Raw genomic sequence first — 25823 nt, 5'->3', positions numbered from 1 at the left:
GAGAATTGAGATAAGCGACTCCTAATTTGTAGGAGTGCGCTTTTTTTGTGCTCTAAAAACAGAAAAATTTACCATTTTTGGTGAAAAAGCAGATCGGAAGGGGTTATTTTAGCATGGTTTTATCAACAGCTTTATCTCGTGAGAAAATCGTAGAGGCAATGGAAGGTTTGGTTGGAGGCGCTAATGTTGTGACAGATGGAGAGACGTTGCAACACGCGAGTATTGACCGTTATCGCAAGTATGAGGATATTTCGGGGATTTTTACGCAACCGATTCCTGCTGCGATTGTGAAGGCTAGAAATACGGATGATATTGCGAATGTATTGAAGTTTTGTAATGAGAATGGGGTTAATTGTATTCCACGGACTGGGAATTCGGCGCTTGAGAGTATGTTGGAATCGGTGAAGCCGAATCATATCGTTTTGGATGGCTCTGGATTGAATAAGGTAATCAAAATTGATGAATATAATATGCAAGTGACGTGTGAAGCGGGTGTGGTATTAGAAGACATCGAGAACTTGCTACGTGAAAAAGGTTTAACAACGGGACATTCGCCGCAGTCAAAACCGCTAGCGCAAATGGGCGGTCTTGTGGCAACGCGTAGTACAGGGCAATTCTCTACACTTTATGGTGGTATTGAAGACATGATTGTTGGACTTGAAGCGGTGTTTCCAAATGGAGAAGTGACGCGGATTAAAAATGTGCCAAGACGCGCGGCTGGTCCTGATATTCGCCATGTTGTGGTCGGTAATGAAGGGGCGCTGTGCTACATTACGGAAGTTACGGTGAAAATTTTTAAATATAAGCCGGAGAATCATCGTTTTTATGGTTATACGCTGGATGATATGTCGGTTGGATTTGAGATTTTGCGTGAGGTGATGGTGGAGGGTTACAAGCCTTCGATTGCGCGACTTTATGATGTGGCGGATGCTGCGGGACATTTCTCTCATTTCCAAAAGGATAAATGCGTTCTGATTTTCATGGCGGAAGGTCCTGCGGGAATTACGGAAGCGACGGGTGCTGGAATTGAAAAAATCGTGGCGAAATACAAACAATGTGAACAGGTGAAAAGCCAGTTAATTGCGGATTGGTTCGCGAATTTGAATTGGTTCCCCGAGCAGGTTGCAGAAGAGCGTGAAGAAATCGTAGCTACGAAAAATATGGGATTCACGACCGAAATTGCGGCAGATTGGGGCAATATTAACGCGATTTATGAGTCTGCTTGTCGCCGTGTGAAGGCGGAAGTGCCTGATGTGACTTGGGTTGGTGGGCATTCATCGCATAGTTATATCAACGGGACGAATCTTTATTTCGTATATTATTACGATTTGAACTGTGAGCCTACAGAGGAAATTCATAAATATCATAATCCGATTAACAAAATTATCGTGGAGGAATCGCTGAAACATGGTGGTACGATGGTGCATCATCATGGCGTCGGAAAAGCGCGCGCGCCGTGGATTAAAGATGAGTATGGTTCTTCGTTCTATATTTTGAAAACGTTGAAGCAAGCATTTGATCCGAATAACGTGATGAACGCTGGAAGCATTATTCCGCTTGAGTTTTTGGATTAAAGCAAGGTAAGATGGTGTTTCAATTCTTCTCGACTAGGAGGATTGAAACACTATTGAAAGTAGGGGAATTAGAATGAGAGAAAATATGTTAGATTTGCTAGCGGATAATCCGATTATTGCCGCGGTTAAGGACGAAGATGGGCTTCAAAAAGTAGTGCAATCCAATTGTCATCTGGTTTTTATTTTGTTCGGGAATATTTGTAATATTGGTCAAATTGTGGCGCAAGTGAAAGCAGCGGGCAAAGTGGCTTTTGTAGATATTGATTTGGTGGAAGGTACGTCGAATCGGGAAATTGTTGTTGATTTTATGCGTAAAAACACGGAAACGGACGGCATTATTAGTTCGAAACCATCGATTGTTCGGTCTGCTAAAATGAAAGGTTTCTATACGATTCATCGCTTTTTCTTGATTGATTCTATGTCATATCATAATTTACCAAAACAAGTGGCTGCCTCTAAAACAGATTGTGTGGAGATTTTGCCAGGATGTATGCCTAAAGTTCTTGGTTGGGTGCAAGATGCGATTTCACAACCAATCATTGCAAGCGGTCTTGTGTGTGATAAAGAAGATGTTTTAACGGCGTTACAAGCTGGTGCTGTAGCGATTTCGTCAACAAGTCCAGATGTGTGGGATAATATCTAATTTAATTTTAAAAAATGATAGTAGTAAAAAGACAATTTTAACTAAATAATGTAAGCGTTTTCGAATGATTAGGGGGCAGACGATGAAAAAGACAAAATTTAATCGCTGGTTTATCATCGCAATCATTGGTATGACTGGCGGAATGAGCTTTGAATTACCTTATTTGAAATATAATTATCAAGTGCCAATGGAATCGCTGATGGGGCTTAGTGCCACGCAGGTTGGTTTTATTATGAGTGTATATGGGACTGCGGCAATGATATTGTATGCGCCGAGTGGGATTATCGCGGATAAATTCTCTCACAAAAAATTAATTACGTTCTCGATGTTAGTGACGGGTGGTTTGGCGTTTGTTATGGCGTTGTATCCGCCATATTGGATGTTGCTTGTGATTCAAGTGTTGCTGGCGATTACGACAGTATTGTTTATGTGGTCGGCAACGGTGAAGGCTGTGGCAATTTTAGGAACGTCTGATGAGCAAGGAAGTTTACTCGGTTTTGCGGAAGGAATGCGGGGATTTGGTGCGCTTGTGACGGCGTTTTTGACGTTATGGATGTTCCAGATGTTTGGCGCAGACTCGAATCCGAATAGTTTGAAAGCGGTTATGATAACGTATGGTGTTTTTTATATTGTATTTGGGATTTTGTGTTGGTTTGTTGTTCCTGAAGAGACGAAGCAAGCTCGCGCAAGTATTCCAAAAACGGAGAAAGTGACGGTCAAGGATATTGTGACGGTACTTAAAAAACGGACGACATGGTATTGTAGTTTGATTATTATGGGCGTGTATACGATTTTTGCGGTGCTTAGTTATACGACGAGTTATTTGATTGATATTTTTGCGATGCCGGTTGTGATGGCGACGTTTATCGGGATGATTCGGAATCAGGTTTTCCGGACTATTAGTGGTCCTGTGGGCGCGATTGTTTCGGCTAAGACGCGGTTGAAATCGCCGACGAAGATTATTTTTATTGGTGGTATTGTGACATTTGCTGGGTTGATTTGTTTAATTGTGATTCCGGCGAGTAAGAATATTATTTTCGTGATGATTGGACTTGTGTTGTTGCTTGCGTTCTTTAACTATGTGTCGCGTGGAATGTATTTTGCGACGATTGGCGAGGCTGGTACACCGAGTAAAACGATGGGAACGACGATTGGTGTGGCTTCTTTGATTGGTTTTTTGCCGGATGTGTTTATTTATCCGTTGATTGGAAGTTGGCAGGATACGCTAGAAGCAACGCAGGCTTATCGCAATATGTGGATTTTAGGGCTTGTTGCGACGGGAATGGCACTCGTTTTTTGTATGTTATTGATGCGTGATATTAAGAAAAATAAGGCGGCTGTAATGGCTGCTACAGAGACTGTTTAAGGAGGAAGATAAGATGAATATTCAAGATTTTCAAATGGACTTCTTTTCTTTGAAGGGCAAAAATGCGATTGTGACGGGTGGCAATTCTGGATTGGGGCAAGCTTTTTCGTTGGCGCTGGCTAAAGCAGGGGCGAACCTTTTTATTCCGAGTATTGTGGCGGATGATGGCACGACGGAGCGGTTGATTGAAGAGGTTGGGAGCACGATGGTGTTTATGGAGGCGGATATTACGAAGGAAGGCGTGCCGAAGCAGATTATTGAAAACTGTGTGGAGGCGCTGGGATCGGTAGATATTTTGGTGAATTGTGCGGGGATTTGTAAGTTGGCGGAGGTGCAGGAGTTTGGGCGTGCGCAGTGGGACCCGATGATTCAGATTAACTTGACGGCGGCTTTTGAGTTGAGTTACGAGGCTGCACAAAAGATGATTCCGCAACGGAGTGGCAAAATTATTAATATTTGTTCGCTGTTTTCGTTTCTTGGTGGGCAGTGGTCACCAGCGTATGCGGCTACGAAACACGGGATTGCGGGCTTGACAAAGGCGTATTGTGATGAGTTGGCGCAGTATAATATTCAGGTGAACGGGATTGCGCCAGGGTATTACGCTACGGAGATTACGACGGCGACGCGGAGCAATCCGGAAACGAATCAGCGTGTGTTGGATCATATTCCGGCGAATCGTTGGGGTGAGACGCAGGATTTGATGGGAACGACAGTATTTTTGGCGAGCCGAGCTTCGGATTACGTGAACGGGCATTTGCTTGTTGTAGACGGCGGCTACTTGGTTCGTTAAATTGCAAAATTTGATAAGAGAGAAAGGTCTAGGACTATGACGAAAAAATACATTATGGGAATCGATGGTGGTTCGCAAAGCTCAAAAGTAGTTATTTTTGATTTGGATGGGGACATAGTTTGTGAGGGAAAATGTGCGTTGCAGCCAATGCATATGCAGGAGCCTGGGGTTGTGGAACATCCGAATGATGATTTGTGGGATTCGCTGATTGTGGCGAGCAAGGAAGCGATGGATTATTTCCCGGGAAATAAGGAAGATATTATTGGACTGGGACTTTGTACGATTCGTTTTTGTCGGGCATTGTTGAAGCGTGACGGGAGTCTTGCGGAACCAGTGCTGAGTTGGATGGATGCGCGGGTTTCGAAGCCTTATGAGCATGTGAATCCGGAGGTGGCGTATGTGACGACGACTTCAGGGTATATAACGCATCGTTTGACGGGGAATTTTGTGGATACGGCGGCGAATTATCAAGGGCAATGGCCGATTGATACGGATACGTGGGAATGGGACGAGAATCCGGATGTGATGCAGCAACTTTCACGCGAGATGTTGTTTGATTTGAAAATGCCGGGTGATGTTTTGGGGACGGTGACGAAGGCGGCGGCGGATGCGACGGGGATTCCTGAGGGGATTCCGGTGATTGCGACGGCGAATGATAAGGCGGTTGAGGCGCTTGGTTCGGGATTGCTGGCAGAGAAAACAGCGCTAGTTTCGCTTGGGACGTATATTGCTGCGATGATGCCAGGGCTAGAGAATCCACGAGATACGACGGCTTTTTGGACTAATTTTGCATCGACGCCACATCAATATTTGTATGAAAGCAACGGGATTAGACGAGGCATGTGGACGGTCAGCTGGTTGAAGGAACTTTTAGGTGACGACATTATGTTGAAGGCGCATCAGGACGGGCATTCTGTTGAAGAGTTTTTGAATCGCGAAGCGCAACATGTACCGGCAGGTTCAGATGGCTTAATGACAGTGCTTGACTGGCTAGCACCTAGTGATGCACCTTATCGTAAAGGAATCATGATCGGCTTTGATGCAAGACATGGCAGGGCGCACATGTACCGCTCCATTTTAGAAGCGATTGCTTTAACCATGAAAAACCGCGTAGATGACATGTGTGCCGAACTAGGCGTACCTTTGGAAAACTTGATTATATCTGGCGGTGGTTCTAACAGTACTTTGCTTATGCAAATTTTTGCAGATGTTTTCGGCGTACCAACATTGCGAACAGAAGTAAACGGCTCGGCAAGCTTGGGTGCAGCGATTTGTGTAGCGGTGGCGCTCGGTATTTATCCAACCTATGAAGCAGCAACACATAAAATGGTCCGAACGCGGGATCAATTCCAGCCAAACCAAGAGAACCAAACACTGTACCATCGCATCAATCAAGAAGTATACAAGGACATTACAAAAAGTACAGATACGATTCTTAAAAAAGCAGCGGGAATATTTCAATAGAACGGGTATGTCTGTTTTACAAGATGCTATTTTTAACGCTTTCTCCCAGTCTAGTTTCTATGCTAGACTGGTTTTTTAGGGTTAATGATGGATGCATTTAGGTCAGAGGCTAACTAAATAATTAAGAACCTAGGTAAGAAAATGTAAATGTGGCATGTAAATTTCTAAATTAAAAAATGACAAAAAGCATCTTCCTCCATTTTATAAAAATCGAAGTGCGAGATATAAAACTAGTAATCCAATAACGAACAATACCGTTTTGATTAAAAATTTCTTGCTAGTTAGCTTGTGACCAAGTATGTCATCAAGAATAGCAACAATATAAACGCAACCTAAACCAATGAAAGCCGCGTATGTCCCACCGATAGCTAATAAGATAAGCAGTCCAATAATTAAAATAGCATATAAAAAATTTTGTATAATTCATAATAAATGAAATGCCCCTATCATTCTGTAATTCACAATATATATAATAACACAAAAAATGGTACTTATGGCAATATGTTAGGCTACTATTTCTTTGGCGATTGAATAAGCCCTTTGATGCTTATCACTGTCATTCAGGCTTTTTCTAGTTTCAAATATGACAATAAAAAACAATATTGGCGCAAATAAAAAGAAAATAAGGCTTTCTCACACATGGAAGGTGCATTTTTCTATAAAAACCGATACAATAAAGATAGAACGATAGGTAAAGGAGGAGAGCAGTGCGCCAAGCGTGCGACTGCGAATAATATGGCGAAAATAATTTTTGTAAGAGACGAACAAGATGAATTTCAAGCATATGATTTCCTACACAGTTTGATTACCGAACAACCTTTAATGTCGACCCTTTTATTGCAAGGTTTACTGCAATTAGAAAAGGCTGAAACGCGAAAATTAACAACTGGACGACAAATTTTACCAGAAGTTCATTTAACAATTGGTAAAAATCAATCATATTCACTACAAACGAACAAAATCGAGACTTCCATTGATCAACCAATTCAAGAAATGAAAGTCCATTTTAAAGATAAGAATTGCAGATTTCTTTATTTTACGGCTTTTTCCGACTCAGAAACGTATTATTGTTTCGTAAAAGGCTATTTTAAAGACCGCAATCCATTTAACGACAAAATGAGCGCGTATCGTGAAGAAGTGAAGCGCATTTTCTTGCGTCGCTCTGAAGCGAGACTTAGTATTGGTAAGGACGATTACGAATTCGAAACGCTAAAAGACTTAGCTTGGGAAAATGAGGATATTGTTCACTATTTAGGCAGTTTCTCGGCACGTCTAGGACAGTTTATCTTCGCAAAACGAGTTAAAAAGAGATGGTCACAACTTGATTTAGCTTGAAATCTGATTTATCGCCACTTGTTATTTCCAGATTAGAGGCGGGAGATCCAGACATGTCTGTGCGCATGTATCAAAAAGCATGTGAGGTCTTAGATGTAAAGACGGATTATGCAGACGATCATTTAACAATCGAATAATGACAGTATTAGAAAATGGTCTCTGTATCACAGAAGCCATTTTTTAAATTTCCAAATAAGAACATATATTCTCTTTTACTTGACTTTGCTTTTGAAAACCGGTAAAATTAAAGGTTCACGTAATGAAGGTAAAAGGGGGAAACTTTTTGAACGCAACAGCACAAGAAAAACAAGAATTTAATACGATACCAATTGTTACGGCTTTCTTAATTGCAGGATTTATAGGCTTGTTTAGTGAAACAGCTTTAAATATGGCACTTACAGATTTAATTCGCGTATTTAACGTGAGTTCAGCAACAATTCAGTGGTTAACGACAGGATATTTATTGACACTGGGGATTTTAGTTCCTGTATCAGGCTTACTATTACAATGGTTTACAACGCGGAAGTTATTTTTTGCGTCCGTAGGTTTTTCAATTGTCGGAACATTTATCGCGGCAATTGCGCCAGATTTTGGAGTATTAATGGTTGCTCGGGTTATTCAAGCAATTGGAACTGGCTTATTGTTACCACTAATGTTTAACACGATTTTGGTGATTTTTCCAGAGCATAAACGTGGCTCGGCAATGGGACTTATCGGCTTAGTTATCATGTTTGCACCAGCAGTAGGGCCAACAATTTCTGGATTAATTATTGAGAACTTAACGTGGAACTGGATTTTCTGGATTGCGTTACCATTTCTAGTTTTCTCACTATTGTTTGGTTTACGTTTTATGAAGAATGTGTCGGAAGTGACGAAGCCGCGGATTGATATTTTATCGATTATTCTATCGACGCTTGGGTTTGGTGGAATCGTGTATGGTTTCAGTAGTGCCGGCGAAAGTGGTTGGGGCAGCGCGCTTGTGATTACGACGATGATTATCGGTCTTATCAGCCTAGCGTTATTCACATGGCGCCAATTAACGATGGATCAGCCAATGATGGATTTGCGGGTCTTTAAGTTCCCAATGTTCACGCTCGGCTTACTTATTGTTTTCATCGCATTCATGATTATTTTGTCAACGATGATTCTATTACCACTTTATTTGCAAACAGGACTGGCTTTAGCGGCGTTTTCTGCAGGATTAGTACTTTTACCGGGTGGAGTTATTAACGGCTTGATGTCACCGGTTACAGGGCGTTTATTCGATGCCTTCGGTGCTCGCGTACTTGTTATTCCAGGCTTTATCGTGGCAGTTGTTTCGCTGTTCTTCCTAACACGAATTACGCTAGATACATCCGCAGTAACTATCGTTGTTTTGCACAGCGCACTAATGATCGGCGTATGTATGATTATGATGCCAGCACAAACCAACGGCCTAAACCAACTACCACCAAAAATGTATCCAGATGGTACGGCGGTTATGAACACATTGCAACAAGTATCAGGAGCAATTGGTACAGCAGTGGCAATCACGATTATGTCGGCCGGTCAAAAAGCATACATGGCAACAGTAACGAATCCAGGTCCACAAGACTTGGCGGCATCACTTGTCGAAGGTTCACGTCAAGCCTTTACTTTCGGACTAGTCATGGCGATTATCGGTTTAGTAATCTCATTATTTATTCGTAAAAAAGCATAAAAATTAGCCGTGCCTAGGAAATCTGGACGCGGCTTTTGACTACTATCAAATTTATTTTCGCATAAAGTAAGACTAAACCTTATTTTTTTGATAGAATAGAGTAAAAGGATCGTGGCAAAACTATTAATAGGTGAGGGTTGGTGAAATAGATTGAGCAAAGTGATTGCATTGGCAAATCAAAAGGGTGGCGTGGGCAAGACGACGACATCTGTTAACTTAAGTTCAAGTCTTGCGTTTTTAGGTAATAAGGTTCTGCTTGTAGATATCGATCCGCAGGGGAACGCATCGAGCGGAGTTGGCATTAATAAAGGTGAGATTGAGCATTGTGTTTATGATGTGCTAGTTGATGATGTTGCCCTTAAAGATGTAATCAAGCCAACAGCCATGGAAACGTTAGAAGTGGTACCTGCTACAATTCAACTTGCTGGAGCAGAGGTCGAACTTGTCCCCGCAATTTCACGTGAAATTCGACTTAAAAAAGCGATTGATTCGGTACGTGATAACTATGATTATATTATTATCGATTGTCCGCCGTCTTTAGGCCTGCTTACGCTTAACGCGCTTACTGCATCTGATACGGTTTTGATTCCAGTTCAATGTGAGTACTACGCGCTAGAAGGTTTAAGCCAGTTGCTGAATACGATTCGAATCGTTCAGAAACATTTGAACGAAGATTTACAAATTGAAGGTGTTCTGCTAACAATGCTTGATGCTAGAACGAATTTGGGCATCCAAGTCATTGATGAAGTGAAGAAATACTTCCAAAATAAAGTGTTCGAAACAATTATTCCGCGCAACATTCGTTTAAGTGAAGCGCCGAGTCACGGCAAGCCGATTCTTTTATACGATGCGAAATCACGCGGAGCTGAAGTCTATTTAGATCTTGCAAAGGAAGTGACTGCTCATGGCTAAGGGATTAGGAAAAGGGATTAGCGCGCTGTTCAACAATGTCGATCAAAACGAGGAAGCCGTGCAAAACATTCCTGTGAGTGAAATCCGTCCAAATCCGTATCAACCACGTAAAACATTTGACCCTACAGCACTTCGCGAATTACGCGATTCTATCAAGCTTCACGGCATTTTGCAACCAGTCATTCTGCGAAAATCCGAAGCACAAGGTTACGAGTTAGTTGTCGGTGAACGCCGATTCCGAGCTGCTAAAGAGGCTGGTCTTGAAGAAATTCCAGCAGTTGTGCGTGATTTAGATGACCGTGAAATGATGGAACTAGCTGTTTTGGAGAACTTGCAACGCGAAGACTTATCGGTGCTAGAAGAAGCTGAATCCTATGACTTACTAATGAAAAACCTAGATATGACCCAAGCTAAATTAGCCGATCGTTTAGGAAAAAGCCGTCCATACATCGCCAATATGGTTCGTCTATTATCTCTACCAGCAGAAGTACAAGTGATGCTTCGCGATGGCTCACTATCGATGGGACATGCCCGCGCACTACTAGGTTTAAAAAACAAGAAAAACATCAAACCAGTCGCTAAAAAGGCTGTCACAGAAAGCTTTACAGTGCGTCAATTGGAGAAACTAGTTGCCGATATAAATGACAATGTTTCACGTGAAACACCCAAGAAACAAGAGAAAATCCCAGTTTTTATCAAAGAAAGTGAATCCCAACTACGTGATAAATTTGGTACAGCAGTATCGATTAAACGCCGCGATAACAAAGGGAAAATCGAGATTGAGTTTTTATCAGATGATGACTTAGATCGGATTTTAGATATTTTAGAAATTCAGTTTGACGAGGACTAAGTGATATGGAACAAAATTTTGGATTGAATGATATTGTAGAAATGAAGAAGCCGCATCCATGTGGAACAAACCGTTGGCGCATTATTCGATTAGGAATGGACATTCGGATTAAGTGTGAGGGGTGTGGACACAGCGTGATGATTCCAAGACGCGAATTCACGAAGAAGGTGAAGCGAATTTTGGAGAAGGCCGAAGAGTGATAAATGAAAAAATACGTTGCATGAGTGGTTTGGGTACTCGTGCAACGTATTTTTATATTTGAAAGTCAATGTCTACTATTTTCCGCCAAACAAGTCTTTCACATTATTTACAATATTACCTACATCGCCAAGTGATTCTGTAATATTTGCATTTTCTTTTACTTGATCGATGACGCCACCAGCTTGCTCGCTAATTTGACCAGTAATTTCTTCGGGATTGATTTGTTCTGTTAAGTTTTGTGCTTGCTCTGTAAGATCTGTTGCGCCTCCAGTTACTTGATCGACAACATCACCTGCGCCCCCAAGTAAATCTGTTACTTTCTCTGTTGCCATGTCCTTCAAGAAATCGAATAAAGCCATCTAAATCATCTCCTTTTTTTGCTATTTTCATACGCTTCGTTTCAAAAAGAGTACGCAAAAAGACCTTACGTAAAAAACGTAAGGTCTCGCAAACAATGATTACATTGCTAGTAAAGCCGGGGTTTCCCCGTACTGACGACTCTACTATTACTGCTACTCCCCTTATCGGGAACGAGAATATGAATTACTTGTAGAATACCATAGTTTTATGGTGTACGCAAGGTCATCCTTATTTTAGTGTTAAAATTAAAAGAGATATTGGCTTTACAAGAGTTAACAGTTGTTTTCCTAGTATATGTTTTGTAAACTAGAGTTAGTATTACTTTATAATAATTATAAAAAACGGAGGTATGATATCAGATGAGTAAAAAATTGACAACGAATCAAGGTGTTACAATCGGTGATAACCAGAATTCGATGACGGCGGGACATCGCGGACCTACTTTGTTAGAAGATTACGTGTTAATTGAGAAGTTGGCGCATTTTGATCGTGAACGTGTTCCTGAACGTGTTGTACATGCTCGTGGAACTGGAGCACATGGTGTTTTCACAGTGAAGAATAGTATGAAGAAATATACAAAAGCGGGATTCTTACAAAAAGAAGGACAACAAACCGAAGTCTTTGCTCGTTTTTCTACAGTTATTCATGGCTTACATTCTCCTGAAACATTGCGTGATCCGCGTGGCTTTGCCGTGAAATTTTATACAGAAGAGGGAAATTACGATTTTGTTGGTAATAACTTGCCTGTATTCTTTATTCGCGATGCTATTAAGTTCCCGGATGTTATTCATTCACTGAAACCAGATCCAAGCACAAACATGCAAGATGCTAATCGGTATTGGGATTTTATCAGCTTGACTCCTGAAGCTACAACTATGATTACATATTTATTCAGTGACGAAGGAACGCCAGCTTCATACCGCCAAATTCGTGGTTCTAGTGTTCACGCGTTCAAATGGACAAATGAAGAGGGCAAAACAGTTTATATCAAAATGCGTTGGGTGCCAAAAGCGGGTATCGTGAATCTATCTACGGATCAAGCGTCACAAATCCAAGCAAAAGAATTCAGCCATGCGACTCGCGATCTTCATGAAGCGATTGAAAACGGCGATTTCCCTGAGTGGGACTTGTTTATTCAAGTACTTGACCCAGCGGACATTGATAAATTTGATTTCAATCCACTAGATGCAACGAAAGATTGGTTTGAAGATGTTTTCCCATATGAACATGTTGGTACAATGGTGCTTAACCGCAATCCTGAGAACGTGTTTGCCGAAACTGAATCAGTTGGTTTCAACCCAGGCGTATTAGTACCAGGAATCTTGCCTTCAGAAGACCGCTTATTACAAGGTCGCCTGTTCTCTTATTCCGATACACAACGTCACCGCGTTGGCCCGAACTACTTGCAACTACCAATCAATAGCCCGAAAAAGGAAGTTCACAATAACCAACGTGACGGTGCGATGCCATTCAAGCAACAAATGAGCTCGATTAACTACGAGCCAAATAGCTATGATACAGAGCCAAAACAAGATCCACGCTATGTAGAAGACGAGCAAGACTTAATCGCTGGAAAAGTTGGGCGTTTGGAGCAAGAAAAACCGAATAACTTCGGCCATGCGCGTGAAGTTTGGAATCGTTACTCTGATGCTGAACGTGATGCATTGGTAAATAACATTGTTGGCGATTGGGAAGGGGTTCGCGAGGATATTAAAGTTCGCAACCTACGCAATTTCTATCAAGTAGAACCAGTTTTCGCTGAACGTGTAGCAAAAGGTACTGGCGTAGACTTAGAAAAACATATTGCTGACTTAAAATAAGCTATTATCAAAACCGGTGAGGTGTACGCTTCATCGGTTTTTTTGTGTGGAAGATAGGGAATAGGGAAGCAAAGGCAAAGGGGTGAGGCAGATGCGATTCATGAAAGATCATATTTTGATGATTATTATTATCATTATCGGCTTACTATTTATTATTATCCCCGTGATGATGCAAAGTATCGACAATGAGTTGACAATTGACGGCATGTATAACTTTATTGGCTCCTTTTTTGGAATTATTGGGGCTGTTATGTTAGCATTTAGCGAAACAAAGCAACAAAATCGTGTATTACGTGAAGAAATTGAACTAAATGCTCGCAAAGAACGCGAAATCCAAGCAGAATTTCTATATAAAGAACTGCTTTTTCAAAAAATCGAGCGGACGTATGGACTGCTGAATACTGCAATTTATAAAAACGAGGAAATTATGAGCTTCATTAAAGACACTGGGCAGGTACTAGAAAGCGAGAAAATTCGAGAGCGACTCATCGAAAATCGTAATGACACAGAGAAGTATATACATGATATTGAATTAATGGGCATTTATTTCCCAGCTAATATGGAACAGGTGCAAGGGATTGTGAGTGTGTTCAATTATAGCAATAAGTATTTAAGTGCAATGGAGCATGAATTATTAGTAGGAGATACTAAAGGATTTAGGAAGGAACTGAATAATTATAATACAGTAGTGAAGCGTTTAGTGAAAGTGATGGACGAGTTGTCGATTGATATGATGGAAAGTATGAACACAGAAATTAACAAACTCAATAATATTGGGAGTAAAGTGTGAAGTTTTTAGGCATTTGTTAAATTCTTGTGTCTTTTTATTGGAAAAACCTTTATAATAGATAGAGATGTAGACAAAATTTAGTCTTAATAAAATGAGGAAAGTGTTGACGCTTTTCGATCAAAGGAGTTCATTTAAATGGCATTAACGGCAGGTATCGTTGGTCTTCCAAACGTTGGTAAATCAACACTTTTTAACGCAATTACAAAATCCAAAGTAGAGGCAGCAAACTACCCGTTCGCGACAATTGAACCGAATATGGGCGTTGTTGAAGTTCCAGATTCACGTTTAAATAAGTTAACGGAGCTTGTGAAGCCTAAGAAAACAGTGCCTACAACGTTTGAATTTACGGATATTGCAGGTATCGTGAAGGGCGCGAGTAAAGGAGAAGGACTTGGAAATCAATTCCTATCACATATTCGTCAAGTGGACGCGATTTGTCACGTGACACGTTGTTTTGAAGATGAGAATATCACGCATGTGGAAGGGCGCATTGATCCACTAGATGATATCGCGGTTATCAATTTGGAACTTATTTTAGCAGATTTAGAGACGGTGGATAAGCGTATTAGCCGTGTAGAGAAATTAGCGACCAAACAAAAAGATAAAGATGCGATTGCGGAATACAATGTTCTTGTGAAATTGAAAGAAAGCCTAGAGAATGACAAACCAGCGCGTTCTGTAGAATTCAATGAAGACGAGGACAAAATTGTACGCGGACTATTTTTACTGACGCGCAAACCAGTTTTGTATGTTGCCAATGTGAGTGAAGATGAAGTTGGTGATCCAGATAACAATAAATACGTACAGCAAGTGCGCGAATTGGCCGCTGATGAAGGTTCAGAGGTCATTGTGATTTGTGCACGTGCGGAAGAAGAAATTGCTGAGTTGGATGAGGAAGACAAAGCAGAATTCTTAGAGGCGCTAGGCATTGAAGAGTCTGGTTTGGATCAATTGATTCGCGCGGCATATTCTTTATTAGGCCTGTCTACGTATTTCACAGCAGGCGTTCAAGAAGTTCGTGCTTGGACATTCCGCAATGGTATGAAGGCACCAGCGTGTGCGGGAGTCATTCATACTGATTTCGAACGTGGATTTATTCGTGCCGAAGTAGTTTCATATGATGATTTGTTAGAGCATGGTTCTGAACAAGCTGCAAAAGTAGCAGGAAGATTACGCTCAGAAGGAAAAGAGTACGTGATGAAAGATGGAGATGTCGTTCATTTCCTATTCAACGTATAATACAGAAACAGGCTACTATATCAACAAATGTTGGTACGGTAGCCTGTTTTTTGGTAACTATTTGATATTGAAAAGAAAGTCTATAATAATATCACCAATGCGGCGATTTTCTCCTTGGTAAGGGAAGGAGTGAATTTGAATCGCAGGATTAAAGTTAAGTTCAATAATCGCATGTGGTCCTTCAGGGATTGTTTCACGTGAAACAATGATATCGACGCCACAAATGTTGGAGTCTACAACCTTCGCGGCTTTAATGGCTAGTTCTTGATAGTAGGGGTGGATTTTGTCTGTTACGTCTATACTATCACCACCAGTACTAATATTCGAATTCTCACGAAGGTAAACGAGCTGGCCTTTTGCTGGAATATCAGACATTTCATAGCCTTGCATCGAAAGCATCAGTGTTTCTTCTGGGCCTTTTAGAATTTTTTCGAGTGGTTTAAGATGGTCTGTACCGCGTAATGGGTCAAGGTTTTTTTCATCGATTAGTTCTGAAATGGTATGAACGCCATCGCCAGTTACGTTTGCTGGGACACGTTTTAAGATACCAGCAATTTTTCCATCGATTACGAGGAAGCGGTATTCGTCGCCAGGGATGTAAGTTTCAATAATAATAGAAGAATCATAGCTAAAAGCAATTTTTAGAGCCTCTTCGAAGTTTTCCTTGGTGTAGGCGTCTTTGAAAATGCTGATTCCAAGTCCGAAGTTGGTTGATTTCGGCTTCACTACGATAGCTTGGTCTGCGAATTTCGCGAAACTATTACGGGCAGCTGCTATATCAGAGAAGTCTTGTCCGCGTGGAACTGCGATGCCATTTTCAGCTAGAATTTCTTTGGTTACGACTTTGTTTTCCATAATTAAAGCGCTGATGTAGCTGTCGCGCGATGTTTTTGTGGCTTGTTTGATATATTCCACATGGTTTTTTTTTCTGCAGTCGGAAGAAATTCTCGGCGCGATCAAGAATATCGATTGCAAGGCCTTTCGTGACTGCTGACTTTAGAACGATTTGTGTGGAAAGTTCCATATCTTCGTAGCCGATGAGCTTGTAGGCATTTTGTAAACTTCCATCTAAATAGGCCTTTGCTTGTTGCATGTGGAAAGGGACGTAGCCTGCGCTATTTGCTAGTATTTGGGCCGCGATTGTTTTGTCGGGATGCTGGGCAATGTCTCGTTGTTCTGCTAACAAGTGCAGAAGTGTGCCGTTTTGCGTTAAGGTTGCTACTTTTTCCATGGAAGTAAGTAATTTATTAGCTGCTTCGTCAAAACTAATTTCCGTGCCATCGACGTATATATTAGGCTTTGTAAGGCCGTCTATGGCGATTTGATCTTCGTTTAAGTCGGATTGTTCTTGATGTGTTTTATCAAATGGTTTGCTATCATTTAAAAGACCGGTGATGAGCAAGAGTTGTGTGAAGTGAAGCATTTCTTTTGTGATACCGTTCGGATCAAACGGGTTTAAATCGAATGAACGGATTTCGATGTATTCGACACCAGCTTCAGCGAGACCTGCAAGTGATTGATCAGTGTGTGAATTCTTAAGTCGAATTGGGTTGTATAATTCGCGCATGCTGTCGATTTTGCCGCTGTCAATCCATGTTTGAATGCTTGCTATATATTGCTCGAAGCTTTCATAATTAACATGAAGAGACGCTTTATTTTTATAACCAACGTGGCTATTGCGCAGAGAAATGCCGTTTTTCAAAGCTAAGTCAGATGTTTCACGTGAAACTTCGTTGGCTGCGGGGCTGTTTAAAAAACCCGGTAAATAAAGTGGGCTTGCTCCAGTTAAATAAAGTAAGAACCAGCGATTTTGCATGAAAAACTTTGCCACTTTAAGATAAATCTGATTTTTGAATTCTTGAAGAGACGATTTACAATCAAGTTCAACGCGTAACGCTTCTAGCAACTCATCAGAGAATGAGAAGTTATAGTGAATGCCTGAAAATAGTTGAATTTTCTTTCCGTATTCGCGGGCAAGGTGTTCACGATATAGTCTGCTGGCTGATTGAGGGTCTTGGTAAACTGCAATAGGGATATCCTCTTCATCGGGAAGCATTGGCGGGTTACTGTTGGGCCATAAATATTCATCGCGAACCCGGTCAGATACGATGTTTTGCAGGTTTTCCAAGGAATTGTACACGGCATCGACAGAGTTGCTGACGGGAGTAATCATTTCAATTTGACTTTCTGAGAAATCGGTTTTGATGTATGGATTTTCTTCTTTTAAGCCAAAAATGGGAGGATGTGGTGTCAAAGCTAAGTTCCCGTTCTTATCTACACGCACGTTTTCTTTTTCAAGCCCGAAATTACCATCGAACAGCATTTTTTTAAGCTCGTTATTTTCTTCTATTATTGTTATCAAGTTGTTATTTTTACATAACATGGTTTCACCTTCTTGTAGTCCTATTTGTAACATAGACTTATCTTACAATAATTAAGGTCAATAGTATAGAAAAGGGTTTTGGAATATGTATATTTCATTAGAAATTTTTTTTGAAACAAAAACGAAATGTTTGTAATGTGATTCTTTACTTTCATGTGGGACGTCCGTTATAATAGGTAATATGAGGTAGGTATTGTCGAATTAAACAAGATGAGGGCGATGGTCTAATGCTATTTGAAGAACATAAATTAAGCGAAGTGCATATATTATTTTGATGGGGTTAGGAATGCAAGTGGGTTATTTATTGAAGAGTAAGAGTTGCAGGCGCGACCAAGGGAGCACTATTTGTGTTTGGAGGAATACGTGAATGATAATTGAGAATGTGTCAAAGAAAATTGAGGGAAATCTTGTTTTGGAGAATATTACGCTTGAGTTGAAGCCTGGTGAGATTACAGCTTTGATTGGCCGAAATGGTGTGGGGAAGACGACGCTGTTTTCGCTAATTGCAGGGCTCTATCTGGCGGACGAGGGACGGGTACTTATGGATGGTGCTGACTTACGCAAGAACCCGGCGCTGAAGAAGCATATTTTCTTTCTTCAAGACAATATGAACTATTTTAATCCATATAGTGTGAAATCGGTCGTGAAAATATACAAAAATGTGTATGCCACTTTTGATGAAGCTTTTTTTGATAGTTTGATGGAGCGTTTTGAATTGCCAAAAAATGTGAAGGTGCTTACTTTTTCGAAAGGTCGGAAAGCGTTATTTTTCATGATTTTGGCGTTTGCTTTGGATGTTCGTTATTTGCTTTTGGATGAGCCGATGGAAGGGCTGGATGTCATTGTGAAGAAGCAATTGTTGCAGTTTATTTTGGAGACTGTGGTAGAGCGACATACGAGCGTATTGATTGCATCGCATCGGTTGGATGAATTGGAAATGGTGGCGGATCGGGTTGTGGTTTTGAAAGGCACGAAGATTGAACTGGATTATTATTTGGAAACATTGCGAGATACGGCTTTAAAAATACAAGTTGCATTTAAAACGAAGCGTGTTCCACCGTTTGTGAAACAAGAATCACAATTGTTAAGTCGAGATGGACGGATTTTCACATTGTTAATAACCAGTCAGGCGGATGAGTTTGTGAATAAATTGAAAGCGGAAGAGCCGATTCTTTATCAGGAGATGGCGATTACGATTGAGGATATTTTCAGGGTTCGATTAGCAGACGACAAGGTAGATTACTACGAGATATGAGGTGAGAGTGTTGTTTAATAAGCATATTTGGTTGAAGGAGTTTCGTAGTGTACGTTGGGTATTGTTAGTGCTGATGGCCATGTTTTTGTATGCGCAAACCGGGGGATTATATTCAGATACGCGCATATGGGAAGAGCAATATAATTATTTTCAGTCGGATAGTTTTAGCAAAGACCAGGAGCAAAGTGCTGATGATGTTAAACTGAAACCGGAGGATGTGAAGCAAAGTTTAACGTTGAATTATTTTACTACTGGTTTTCCGGGGGAACATTATCAGACGCAGTATACGATGTCACAGTCTTATTTTGCGCTTAGTGTTCTGGTTGCATTACTTGGTTTAGCGGTGGTTGCTTGGGAGCGCTATACGCGAAAAGATCATTTTACATTGGTGACTCCTTTTAAACGAGTGCATATTATTGGTACAAAAATCTTATTAGGTGCGCTTGGTATTATTGTGTCGTATGGTATTAGCTTGTGGCTTGGATTGAGGCATATGTTTAGCGTTATTCCGAGCGAATATATCGATTTAGATACGAAAAAGGTTTATTTAGGCTTGATTGGGAATTTAGGGACGTTTTTGCTGATTTTTCTATTTGCTGTGTTTCTTGGAACTGTTATGGGAGAATTGTTGTCAACCGTTGTTGCGATTGGCGTTATCGCGATTATGCCTAGTTATGTTTATACGACTTGGATGGTATTTATGCAGACAGTGAATCCGAATATTGATATATCGAAATTGGCGAATTGGACGTCTTATATGAATGTTTTTATTATTTTTGGGAATAGTGATTTTGAGTATGGGCCGTTTGTGGTGCAGATGATTCTGATTGGATTGTTGATTGTCGGCGCTATCTTTTTCTATCATAGGTACTCGGTAGAGAGTAACGGGAAGATTTTCGTTTTTCCGTATATGCGAATTCCGAGTGCATTGTTGATATCTTTTGGCGGCGCGATTTTATTGATTAATTTCTGGGTGAATGGAAGATATGACTCGACGAATGCATTAACGCTTACAGAACTGTCCATATTTAGTGTTATTGCGTTCTTAGGATGTTTAGCAGTGTGTTATGCGGTGTTGTATCGAAATGCTTGGATGCGAAAATAGGAGGGACTTCATGCGAGAAAAGGGGCTTTGGTATAAGGAATGGCGCGGAATTCGTTGGATGGTTCCGTGTGTTCTTTTAGTGTTTTTATTGGCTTTTATGGTTGGGTTTGTGAATGAGGCTAATAGTTGGAAGGAAAGCAATGCGTATTACCATTCGGCGGAGTTCCTAGATTCGCAAAAGGTGGATGCGGATTTTGCGATGACGGATAAGGAGATTAGGGATGATTTGACAGTGCGCTATTTGGCGTATGAGACGAAACTAGCACATAAGGATCAGTATACATATTTCTTTCTTGGCTTTACAGTTGGTGTTCCATTTACGCTGACTTTGATTTTTTCGGTGGTTTTAGGGGCTTGTTTGGTGATTTTGGAGCGCTATACGCGAGCGAATAATTTTACGGCGCTGTTGCCGTATTCGAAAAAGGCCATTTTGGGTGTGAAGGTGTTGCTTGGGGGTCTTGTGATTACGGTGGGCTATTTCGTGAGTTTAGGACTAGGTTTGCTGTATTTCGTAACGCAAGTTCCAGCGGAGTTCGTTGATTTCGACCTGCAAAAATTATGGATGGATATTTTGGGTTCGTGGCTGGCATATTTGATTTTGTTTTTAGTACCAGTTGTGGCGGGGTATTTGAGTGGAACGGCGCTCGGCGGGATTTTATTGACAATCGGTGCGTTTTTGTTGCCAAGCGCGGTTTTGCAGTTTGCGATGAATGTGCATCAGTATTTATATGATGGGAAGACGGGTCAACTTAGTTACTGGAGTGATTATTTCCGCGTGTTTGAGCCGTTTGGGTTTGTTCGATCTGCTTATGTGCCACTAGTTTTTCAATTGTTGATTTTGTGTGGATTGGTTTTAGTTGGCTTATGGGCGGTTGTGCGGGAATCACTGGAGACGAATGGACGGTTGTTTGTGTATCCGAAAATGCGTTTCTGGATGCTGATTATCGGTAGTTTGATTGTCGGGATGTTGGTGGCGGATATGATTCAAACATTTGCGAAATTGTCCGATTTGCTGGGATTCTTGTTATTTATCGCAATTTTTATTATGGTAACGGGGATTTGTATTTGGAATGGGGCGCGATTTATTTTTGTAAAGCGTTTGTAAATTTATGCTTCTTCTCGGTGCTTAATTAGGTTATAATGGAGATAAGTATGTTTGAGGGAGGATTTAATCGGTGACAACAGAAGCAGAAACAGTGAAGCCGCAAATTGACGAGATGAAGTCAGATTTGACGAAGCGCAATTTGCAATATGTGCAAGAAGTTGAGAAGCATCTTCGTGAGTTGGGACAGTATGGTGAGGAACAGCAGGCGAATATGATTTATGAAATGACGGAGAAAATACTTGAGAATCAGAAACAAGGTGTGACAGCTCGGAAATTATTCGATGTGACGCCTACAGAATATGTAAAAGCTTTGACAGTGAAGGCTGCGCCAGTTGGTGAAACGGCTGGTAAGTGGTGGATTGCGTTAGATGGCGGTTTGCTCGTACTTGGTGCGATGATGCTAATTAGTGGTGTGAGCGCGATTTTCCAAGGGCAAACGCTTGGCTTGGCAGTGTTGTTCGTTACATTCCTTGTCGGTGGTGCGGCCATGATGGTATTGCGTAAGTATGCTGGTGCTATGCGCCAAGGCGAAAAGGGTGGAACGTGGAAGTATCTTGTGATAGCGATGGTTGTTATTCTGGTTTGGATGACGATTATGACGGTTGTGCAAGTGATTGTTCCGGCGAAATGGAATATTGCTCTAGATCCGTATCCAACTGTTATTGCGGGTGCAGTGATTCTTGCGCTACGTTTCTACTTGAAGAAAAAGAAAAATATCCCGAATTTATAAGGGAATTGGGTGCTGTTCTGTGATGGACAGCATCTTTTGTTAGGCGCGGAGTTTTTTTAGAAATAGAAGGAGGAACTTAGAATGGTGGAGAAACTAAAGATTTTCAATGTGGAGCATCAGCAAATTGGGACGGCGAGCCGCGACGATGTGCATCATAAGGGTTTGTGGCACGAAACATTTCATTGTTGGTTTGTTTCGGAGGATTTGACGGAGATTTTTATTCAATATCGCAGCGACAAGAAGAAGGACTTTGCGGGGCTTTATGATATAACGGCAGCGGGGCATTTGACGCAGGATGAGACGGTGCTGGACGGGATTCGTGAGGTAAAAGAGGAGTTAGGTGTTGCGGTTACTTTTGATGATTTGGTGCCGCTTGGCGTGATTGCCACGAGTTATGTGACGGCTGGCTTTGTGGATCGCGAGTTTTGCCATGTATTTTTGTATAAGTTTGCGGGAACTTTGGCTGATTTTGATTTGCAAGAGGAAGAAGTAGGCGGAATGGTGACGGCTAATTTGCAGGAATTTCGGGCTTTCTTTAAAGGGGAAGCGGATGCGTTGCGTGTTCGTGGATTTAAATTGGGTGTGGAAGAACCTGTGGATGAGATGGTTGGCATGCGCCAGTTTACGTTGGAAGAGAATAATTATTATGGGAAATTGATTGACGCGATGGAGCTTCGGGGAATATTGTGAGTTTATTTCCCGGGAAATAATTCACCTTGACAATTTTGACGGATAATATTTAAACTGTAAAAAAACATGGAGTTAACGTATACTCAATTTATAGTATCTGTAGAAATGTTTGGTCGCAATGGTTGTATGGGTGAATATTTTTTGAAAGGATGAGTTGTGAATGTTTCCTTATGAAGTGGTGAGTAAGTTTACGGAGACGGAATTGCATTTATATCGATACATAATGGATAATCCTGAAAAGGTAATGTATATGCGGGTGCGGGAGTTGGCGGATGAGACGCATGTGTCGGCGGCTTCGATTGTGAGGTTTACGAGGAAACTGGGGTATGACGGGTTTTCGGAGTTTAAGGTGCAGCTGAAACAGGCTTCTAAGGAAAAGGGCAAGAAGAAGACGGCGGATACGATTGAGGTTTTGGAGGAGTTTTTTGAACGGACGTTGCGTCGGGACTATGATGAGATTCTCGATAAGGCTGTGGATGTGATTGATGACGCGCAGCTGGTCGTGTTTGTGGGAATTGGGACGTCGGGTATTTTGGCGGAGTATGGGTCGCGCTTTTTTTTCGAATTTGCAGAAGCGGACGTTTTATATTAAGGACCCGTTTTATCCGAACGCGGCGCAGCAATTTGATAATGCGGTGATGGTTATTTTGTCGGTTTCGGGTGAGACGCCGCAGGTCATTATTCAGGCGCAGAACATGAAGCAGTATGGTAGCAAGATCATTAGTATTACAAACTCAAGCAAAAATACATTGGCGGGCTTGTCGGATATTAATATTCCGTATTATGTCACGCAGGAAATGATTCATGAAACGAATATTACGACGCAAATTCCGGTTTTATTCTTGCTGGAAGCGATGGCGAAGAAGACGTATAATAGGCATCAAATATGAAAACAAGGCGGAAAGCTCCGATTCAGGAATTTTCCGCCTTGTTTTTTATATTTTAGTTAACAATAAGTGGTGATATGCTGCGCCTAGAAGGCCGGCTTGGTTTTTGTGGGAGACGAGTTCGAGTTCGGTATCGCGAAGGCCGAAGAAGGCCATGTGATGTTTTAGCTCGTCTAGGAAGGTTGGTCGATCTGTGATACCGCCGCCGATGAAGATATGGCTTGGATCGAAGCAGTAAATCAGATTGTACAAACCGCTACAAAGACCTGTGTAGAAGTCGTGAATCAATTTTTCAGCGATAGGGTCATGATTGTCGTACGCCGCAAAAATTTCTTCGCCTGTGACTTCCTGAAGCGCCTTGCCAGTATGTGCGGCGTATTGGCGACGCAAAACGAGCATGGTTGTTGTTTGGTTCATCGTGTAGCGGCCAGGTTCGAAACTGCCTGGACGGTCGCTAAAAAGGTAGCCGAATTCGCCAGCGCGGAATTTAGAGCCGCTGTACAGCTTGCCGTCGATGAAAATGCCGCCGCCGATACCTGTTCCGACGGTCATACATAGAAAATTATCTAGGTCTTGTGCGCCGCCGACCCATTTTTCGCAAAGGGCAACGCAGTTCGCGTCGTTTTCTACAGTGACGGGAAGACCTGTTTTTTCTTCTAGGTATTCGCGAAGTGGAAAGTTATCGAAAGCGCGGATGGCACCGCCCATCGTGATGAAGCCAGTTTTTGGGTTGATGTAGCCGGGCGCGCTGATTGCAATGCCCGCTACATCATGTTTTTCGTATAATCTGAAATTCCTGCTAATATTAGTTCGCCATCAAAATCAGGAATTGTCATTTTTTCATGTTGGATAATGGTGCCTTCGCTTGAAACGAGTCCCATTTTTAAGGTTGTTCCACCAATATCAAATGCTGCCAGGTTTTTCAAATTTTTTCAACTCCTATTTTTCAGTAGCTATTGCTGATTCTGTCGCGTTTGCGTCCATTTGTGCGTCACTTGCGGCTACTTTATTAGATACAAGAACGAACGGTAGGTAACACAAGGTTGCAACGCCTAGGCAGAGCAGACCGACAAGTAATGCGAGCCAATTTCCTCCGGTACCAAGGAACGGAATGAGTGGACCTGGTGTTGTCCAAGGTACTTGATAGGCCACTGGCGGAATGATTTTGAAGTGAATGAAGAAGTAACCGATTAATGTGTTGATTGCTGGAACAAAGATGAACGGAATAACCATAATCGGATTCAGCACGATTGGAAGACCGAAAATAACCGGTTCATTGATGTTGAAAAGACCTGGTGCAATCGAAAGTTTCGCAATATCGCGGTGATCGGCACGTTTAGAAGCAATGAAAATCGCAATCAAAAGACCGAGCGTCATACCAGAACCACCATAGTTCGCAAAAGCGTCATTTAGACCTGCCCAAGTTGTTGGGTAAGGCGCGCCCCATGCAGAACCGTGTGAGGCTACATAGTTTAAGTTTGCTAAGTTAGGCTCTGTGAAAATGGTGTCACGAATCGCAGCAATCGTATTTGGTCCGTGAATACCAAGAACCCATAGTAAGTTGGAAATAAAACCAAGTAATAGTACAGAATAAATATTCGTACCCATGTCTTTTAGTGGTGATTGAATCACTGTATAAACAAGGTCATGCAAACCTTCTGGAGCGATTAATGTGATTAAATAGTTCAAAACAGAGAACAAGATCATAACTAAGATAACTGGAATCAATACTTTAAAAGAACGAGAAACTGCTGGTGGAACTTGAGCTGGCATTTTGATTGTAAGTCTAGGCGCACGTGCAAGACGGCTGAAGACTTCCCCTGTAATAATACCAACGATTAGAGCTACGAAAAGACCTTGGGCTCCTAAGAATTTTGTAGTCATGTATGCTTGGTTATCGACAACTAAGTAAGGCGTGTAGATGATGAAGAACGAGCCTATCGCTGTCAAACCACATAATAAATCATCTTGCTGGAAGAAAATTGCTAAATTACGTGCTACTAAAAATGTAATAAGAATGGCCATAATGTTGGTTGAACCTTGTAATACTGGCGCAAAAATCGCTTGAGCCTCCGCAAGATTCGGGAATATTTTACCTAAGAATAAGATTTTTGCGATAAATCCGTCTGGACTAAGTACCGCGAAGTTAATTAATAGGATGATAGAGCCCGCCATAATTAATGGGAAAACTAAAATAAAAGCATCACGAATGGCAGCAATGTGCCGCTGTGAATTCAGCTTATTGGCAACCGGTACAAGCGCTTTCTCCATCCCATGTTCAAATTTTGTCATTAAACTCATTGTATAAACCCCTTTCTAAATTGAAAAGCCGAATTGAAAAGCCGAAAGAGCCCGTTTAGCCCTGAAAGAAACTGGAGCGGCCGCAGAAAAAGTCCTCTTTTGACTTTTTTGGAGGGCGTGAAGTTTCCGAAGGGCTGGCTCTTGAGGCTGGATCCGGAGGCGCCGAACAAGACGCCAAATCCTTACATGCCCAAACACCCACTAACCTCCCAATCCCAAGTCATTCTAAGCTCACTGTCATAAGAACCACTAATGGATTACATACTCACTTCGTTCCTATGCATATTGAGGCTCTAATTCAGCAAAGCACGCTTCATAAGAACC

Annotated in this window: 19 protein-coding genes and 4 pseudogenes; 19 read left to right on the top strand and 4 right to left on the bottom strand. The window is 41.6% G+C overall.

All coding sequences use genetic code 11. The features are described 5' to 3' along the window. Positions 1-113 precede the first annotated feature (113 nt). The 10 genes and pseudogenes from PRIP_RS06840 to PRIP_RS06795 all read left to right on the top strand — a co-directional run bounded on the left by PRIP_RS06840 (position 114) and on the right by PRIP_RS06795 (position 10833). Complete coding sequence (locus PRIP_RS06840; protein ID WP_036100318.1) at positions 114-1574, top strand: FAD-binding oxidoreductase; 1461 nt, start codon at positions 114-116, stop codon at positions 1572-1574. Positions 1575-1647: 73 nt separating this feature from the next. Then, positions 1648-2217, top strand: a complete 570-nt coding sequence (locus PRIP_RS06835) for a glycerol-3-phosphate responsive antiterminator (RefSeq protein WP_036100316.1) — start codon at positions 1648-1650, stop codon at positions 2215-2217. An 82-nt stretch (positions 2218-2299) separates the two neighbouring features. Continuing rightward, positions 2300-3583 (top strand): MFS transporter, encoded by a 1284-nt coding sequence (locus tag PRIP_RS06830; protein WP_036100314.1) that lies wholly within the window; start codon positions 2300-2302, stop codon positions 3581-3583. 13 nt (positions 3584-3596) lie between these two features. Next, positions 3597-4373, top strand: coding sequence for an SDR family oxidoreductase (locus PRIP_RS06825; RefSeq protein ID WP_036100313.1), 777 nt, complete (start codon positions 3597-3599; stop codon positions 4371-4373). A 36-nt stretch (positions 4374-4409) separates the two neighbouring features. Continuing rightward, entirely contained in the window at positions 4410-5837 is a 1428-nt protein-coding gene (locus tag PRIP_RS06820) for an FGGY-family carbohydrate kinase (RefSeq protein WP_036100311.1), read from the top strand. Positions 5838-6572: 735 nt separating this feature from the next. Next, positions 6573-7309, top strand: a pseudogene (locus PRIP_RS06815) (helix-turn-helix domain-containing protein). 122 nt (positions 7310-7431) lie between these two features. Continuing rightward, the gene (locus PRIP_RS06810) at positions 7432-8871 is read left to right on the top strand and encodes a DHA2 family efflux MFS transporter permease subunit (protein ID WP_052008777.1); all 1440 of its coding nucleotides are present in this window, start codon (positions 7432-7434) and stop codon (positions 8869-8871) included. Between the two features lie 150 nt (positions 8872-9021). Then, positions 9022-9783: a ParA family protein gene (locus tag PRIP_RS06805; RefSeq protein WP_036100308.1), complete on the top strand. Its 762-nt coding sequence runs from the start codon at positions 9022-9024 to the stop codon at positions 9781-9783. Continuing rightward, positions 9776-10633: a ParB/RepB/Spo0J family partition protein gene (locus PRIP_RS06800; protein ID WP_036100306.1), complete on the top strand. Its 858-nt coding sequence runs from the start codon at positions 9776-9778 to the stop codon at positions 10631-10633. Before PRIP_RS06805 ends, PRIP_RS06800 begins: the two co-directional genes overlap by 8 nt. A gap of 5 nt (positions 10634-10638) precedes the next feature. Continuing rightward, a complete protein-coding gene (locus tag PRIP_RS06795; RefSeq protein WP_036084797.1) occupies positions 10639-10833 on the top strand; it encodes a DUF951 domain-containing protein in 195 nt (64 codons plus the stop codon). 75 nt (positions 10834-10908) lie between these two features. Here the strand turns inward: PRIP_RS06795 and PRIP_RS06790 are convergent, their stop codons facing one another. Then, positions 10909-11193: a hypothetical protein gene (locus tag PRIP_RS06790; RefSeq protein WP_036100304.1), complete on the bottom strand. Its 285-nt coding sequence runs from the start codon at positions 11191-11193 to the stop codon at positions 10909-10911. A gap of 360 nt (positions 11194-11553) precedes the next feature. Between PRIP_RS06790 and PRIP_RS06785 the strand changes: the two genes are divergently transcribed. The 3 genes from PRIP_RS06785 to ychF all read left to right on the top strand — a co-directional run bounded on the left by PRIP_RS06785 (position 11554) and on the right by ychF (position 15043). Next, entirely contained in the window at positions 11554-13014 is a 1461-nt protein-coding gene (locus tag PRIP_RS06785; protein WP_036100302.1) for a catalase, read from the top strand. 91 nt (positions 13015-13105) lie between these two features. Continuing rightward, positions 13106-13804 (top strand): hypothetical protein, encoded by a 699-nt coding sequence (locus PRIP_RS06780; RefSeq protein WP_036100300.1) that lies wholly within the window; start codon positions 13106-13108, stop codon positions 13802-13804. Between the two features lie 135 nt (positions 13805-13939). Further along, the gene (ychF, locus tag PRIP_RS06775) at positions 13940-15043 is read left to right on the top strand and encodes a redox-regulated ATPase YchF (protein WP_036100299.1); all 1104 of its coding nucleotides are present in this window, start codon (positions 13940-13942) and stop codon (positions 15041-15043) included. Between the two features lie 57 nt (positions 15044-15100). Here ychF and gshAB read toward each other — a convergent pair. Then, a pseudogene (gshAB, locus tag PRIP_RS18080) lies at positions 15101-17426 on the bottom strand (bifunctional glutamate--cysteine ligase GshA/glutathione synthetase GshB). Positions 17427-17793: 367 nt separating this feature from the next. Here gshAB and PRIP_RS06765 point away from each other — a divergent pair. From PRIP_RS06765 to PRIP_RS06740, 6 genes and pseudogenes are all read left to right on the top strand, one after another. Then, positions 17794-18681, top strand: coding sequence for an ATP-binding cassette domain-containing protein (locus PRIP_RS06765; RefSeq protein ID WP_036100297.1), 888 nt, complete (start codon positions 17794-17796; stop codon positions 18679-18681). Between the two features lie 10 nt (positions 18682-18691). After that, the gene (locus PRIP_RS06760; protein ID WP_036100295.1) at positions 18692-19786 is read left to right on the top strand and encodes a hypothetical protein; all 1095 of its coding nucleotides are present in this window, start codon (positions 18692-18694) and stop codon (positions 19784-19786) included. A 10-nt stretch (positions 19787-19796) separates the two neighbouring features. Further along, positions 19797-20891: an ABC-2 transporter permease gene (locus tag PRIP_RS06755; protein ID WP_036100293.1), complete on the top strand. Its 1095-nt coding sequence runs from the start codon at positions 19797-19799 to the stop codon at positions 20889-20891. A gap of 70 nt (positions 20892-20961) precedes the next feature. Next, a complete protein-coding gene (locus PRIP_RS06750; RefSeq protein WP_036100292.1) occupies positions 20962-21621 on the top strand; it encodes a DUF1129 domain-containing protein in 660 nt (219 codons plus the stop codon). An 81-nt stretch (positions 21622-21702) separates the two neighbouring features. After that, positions 21703-22311: an NUDIX hydrolase gene (locus tag PRIP_RS06745; protein ID WP_036100290.1), complete on the top strand. Its 609-nt coding sequence runs from the start codon at positions 21703-21705 to the stop codon at positions 22309-22311. Between the two features lie 160 nt (positions 22312-22471). Further along, a pseudogene (locus tag PRIP_RS06740) lies at positions 22472-23201 on the top strand (MurR/RpiR family transcriptional regulator). Positions 23202-23246: 45 nt separating this feature from the next. Here the strand turns inward: PRIP_RS06740 and PRIP_RS06735 are convergent. Next, a pseudogene (locus PRIP_RS06735) lies at positions 23247-24079 on the bottom strand (ROK family protein). A 58-nt stretch (positions 24080-24137) separates the two neighbouring features. Then, positions 24138-25499, bottom strand: a complete 1362-nt coding sequence (locus PRIP_RS06730; RefSeq protein ID WP_036100288.1) for a PTS sugar transporter subunit IIC — start codon at positions 25497-25499, stop codon at positions 24138-24140. Between the last annotated feature and the right edge of the window lie 324 nt (positions 25500-25823).

The organism is Paenilisteria riparia FSL S10-1204 (assembly GCF_000525995.1).
GTDB classification, from domain to species: Bacteria; Bacillota; Bacilli; order Lactobacillales; family Listeriaceae; genus Listeria_A; species Listeria_A riparia.
The sequence above is the reverse complement of the archived record's forward strand: the minus strand, read 5'-3'. Positions and strand labels throughout refer to the sequence as shown.

Excerpts from the sequence above, each read along its gene's own strand:
- PRIP_RS06840 (WP_036100318.1), top strand. The coding sequence starts at position 114 with ATGGTTTTATCAACAGCTTTATCTCGTGAGAAAATCGTAGAGGCAATG.
- PRIP_RS06835 (WP_036100316.1), top strand. The coding sequence starts at position 1,648 with ATGAGAGAAAATATGTTAGATTTGCTAGCGGATAATCCGATTATTGCC.
- PRIP_RS06830 (WP_036100314.1), top strand. The coding sequence starts at position 2,300 with ATGAAAAAGACAAAATTTAATCGCTGGTTTATCATCGCAATCATTGGT.
- PRIP_RS06825 (WP_036100313.1), top strand. The coding sequence starts at position 3,597 with ATGAATATTCAAGATTTTCAAATGGACTTCTTTTCTTTGAAGGGCAAA.
- PRIP_RS06820 (WP_036100311.1), top strand. The coding sequence starts at position 4,410 with ATGACGAAAAAATACATTATGGGAATCGATGGTGGTTCGCAAAGCTCA.
- PRIP_RS06810 (WP_052008777.1), top strand. The coding sequence starts at position 7,432 with ATGAAGGTAAAAGGGGGAAACTTTTTGAACGCAACAGCACAAGAAAAA.
- PRIP_RS06800 (WP_036100306.1), top strand. The coding sequence starts at position 9,776 with ATGGCTAAGGGATTAGGAAAAGGGATTAGCGCGCTGTTCAACAATGTC.
- PRIP_RS06795 (WP_036084797.1), top strand. The coding sequence starts at position 10,639 with ATGGAACAAAATTTTGGATTGAATGATATTGTAGAAATGAAGAAGCCG.
- PRIP_RS06790 (WP_036100304.1), bottom strand. The coding sequence starts at position 11,193 with ATGGCTTTATTCGATTTCTTGAAGGACATGGCAACAGAGAAAGTAACA.
- PRIP_RS06785 (WP_036100302.1), top strand. The coding sequence starts at position 11,554 with ATGAGTAAAAAATTGACAACGAATCAAGGTGTTACAATCGGTGATAAC.
- PRIP_RS06780 (WP_036100300.1), top strand. The coding sequence starts at position 13,106 with ATGCGATTCATGAAAGATCATATTTTGATGATTATTATTATCATTATC.
- ychF (WP_036100299.1), top strand. The coding sequence starts at position 13,940 with ATGGCATTAACGGCAGGTATCGTTGGTCTTCCAAACGTTGGTAAATCA.
- PRIP_RS06765 (WP_036100297.1), top strand. The coding sequence starts at position 17,794 with ATGATAATTGAGAATGTGTCAAAGAAAATTGAGGGAAATCTTGTTTTG.
- PRIP_RS06755 (WP_036100293.1), top strand. The coding sequence starts at position 19,797 with ATGCGAGAAAAGGGGCTTTGGTATAAGGAATGGCGCGGAATTCGTTGG.
- PRIP_RS06745 (WP_036100290.1), top strand. The coding sequence starts at position 21,703 with ATGGTGGAGAAACTAAAGATTTTCAATGTGGAGCATCAGCAAATTGGG.
- PRIP_RS06730 (WP_036100288.1), bottom strand. The coding sequence starts at position 25,499 with ATGAGTTTAATGACAAAATTTGAACATGGGATGGAGAAAGCGCTTGTA.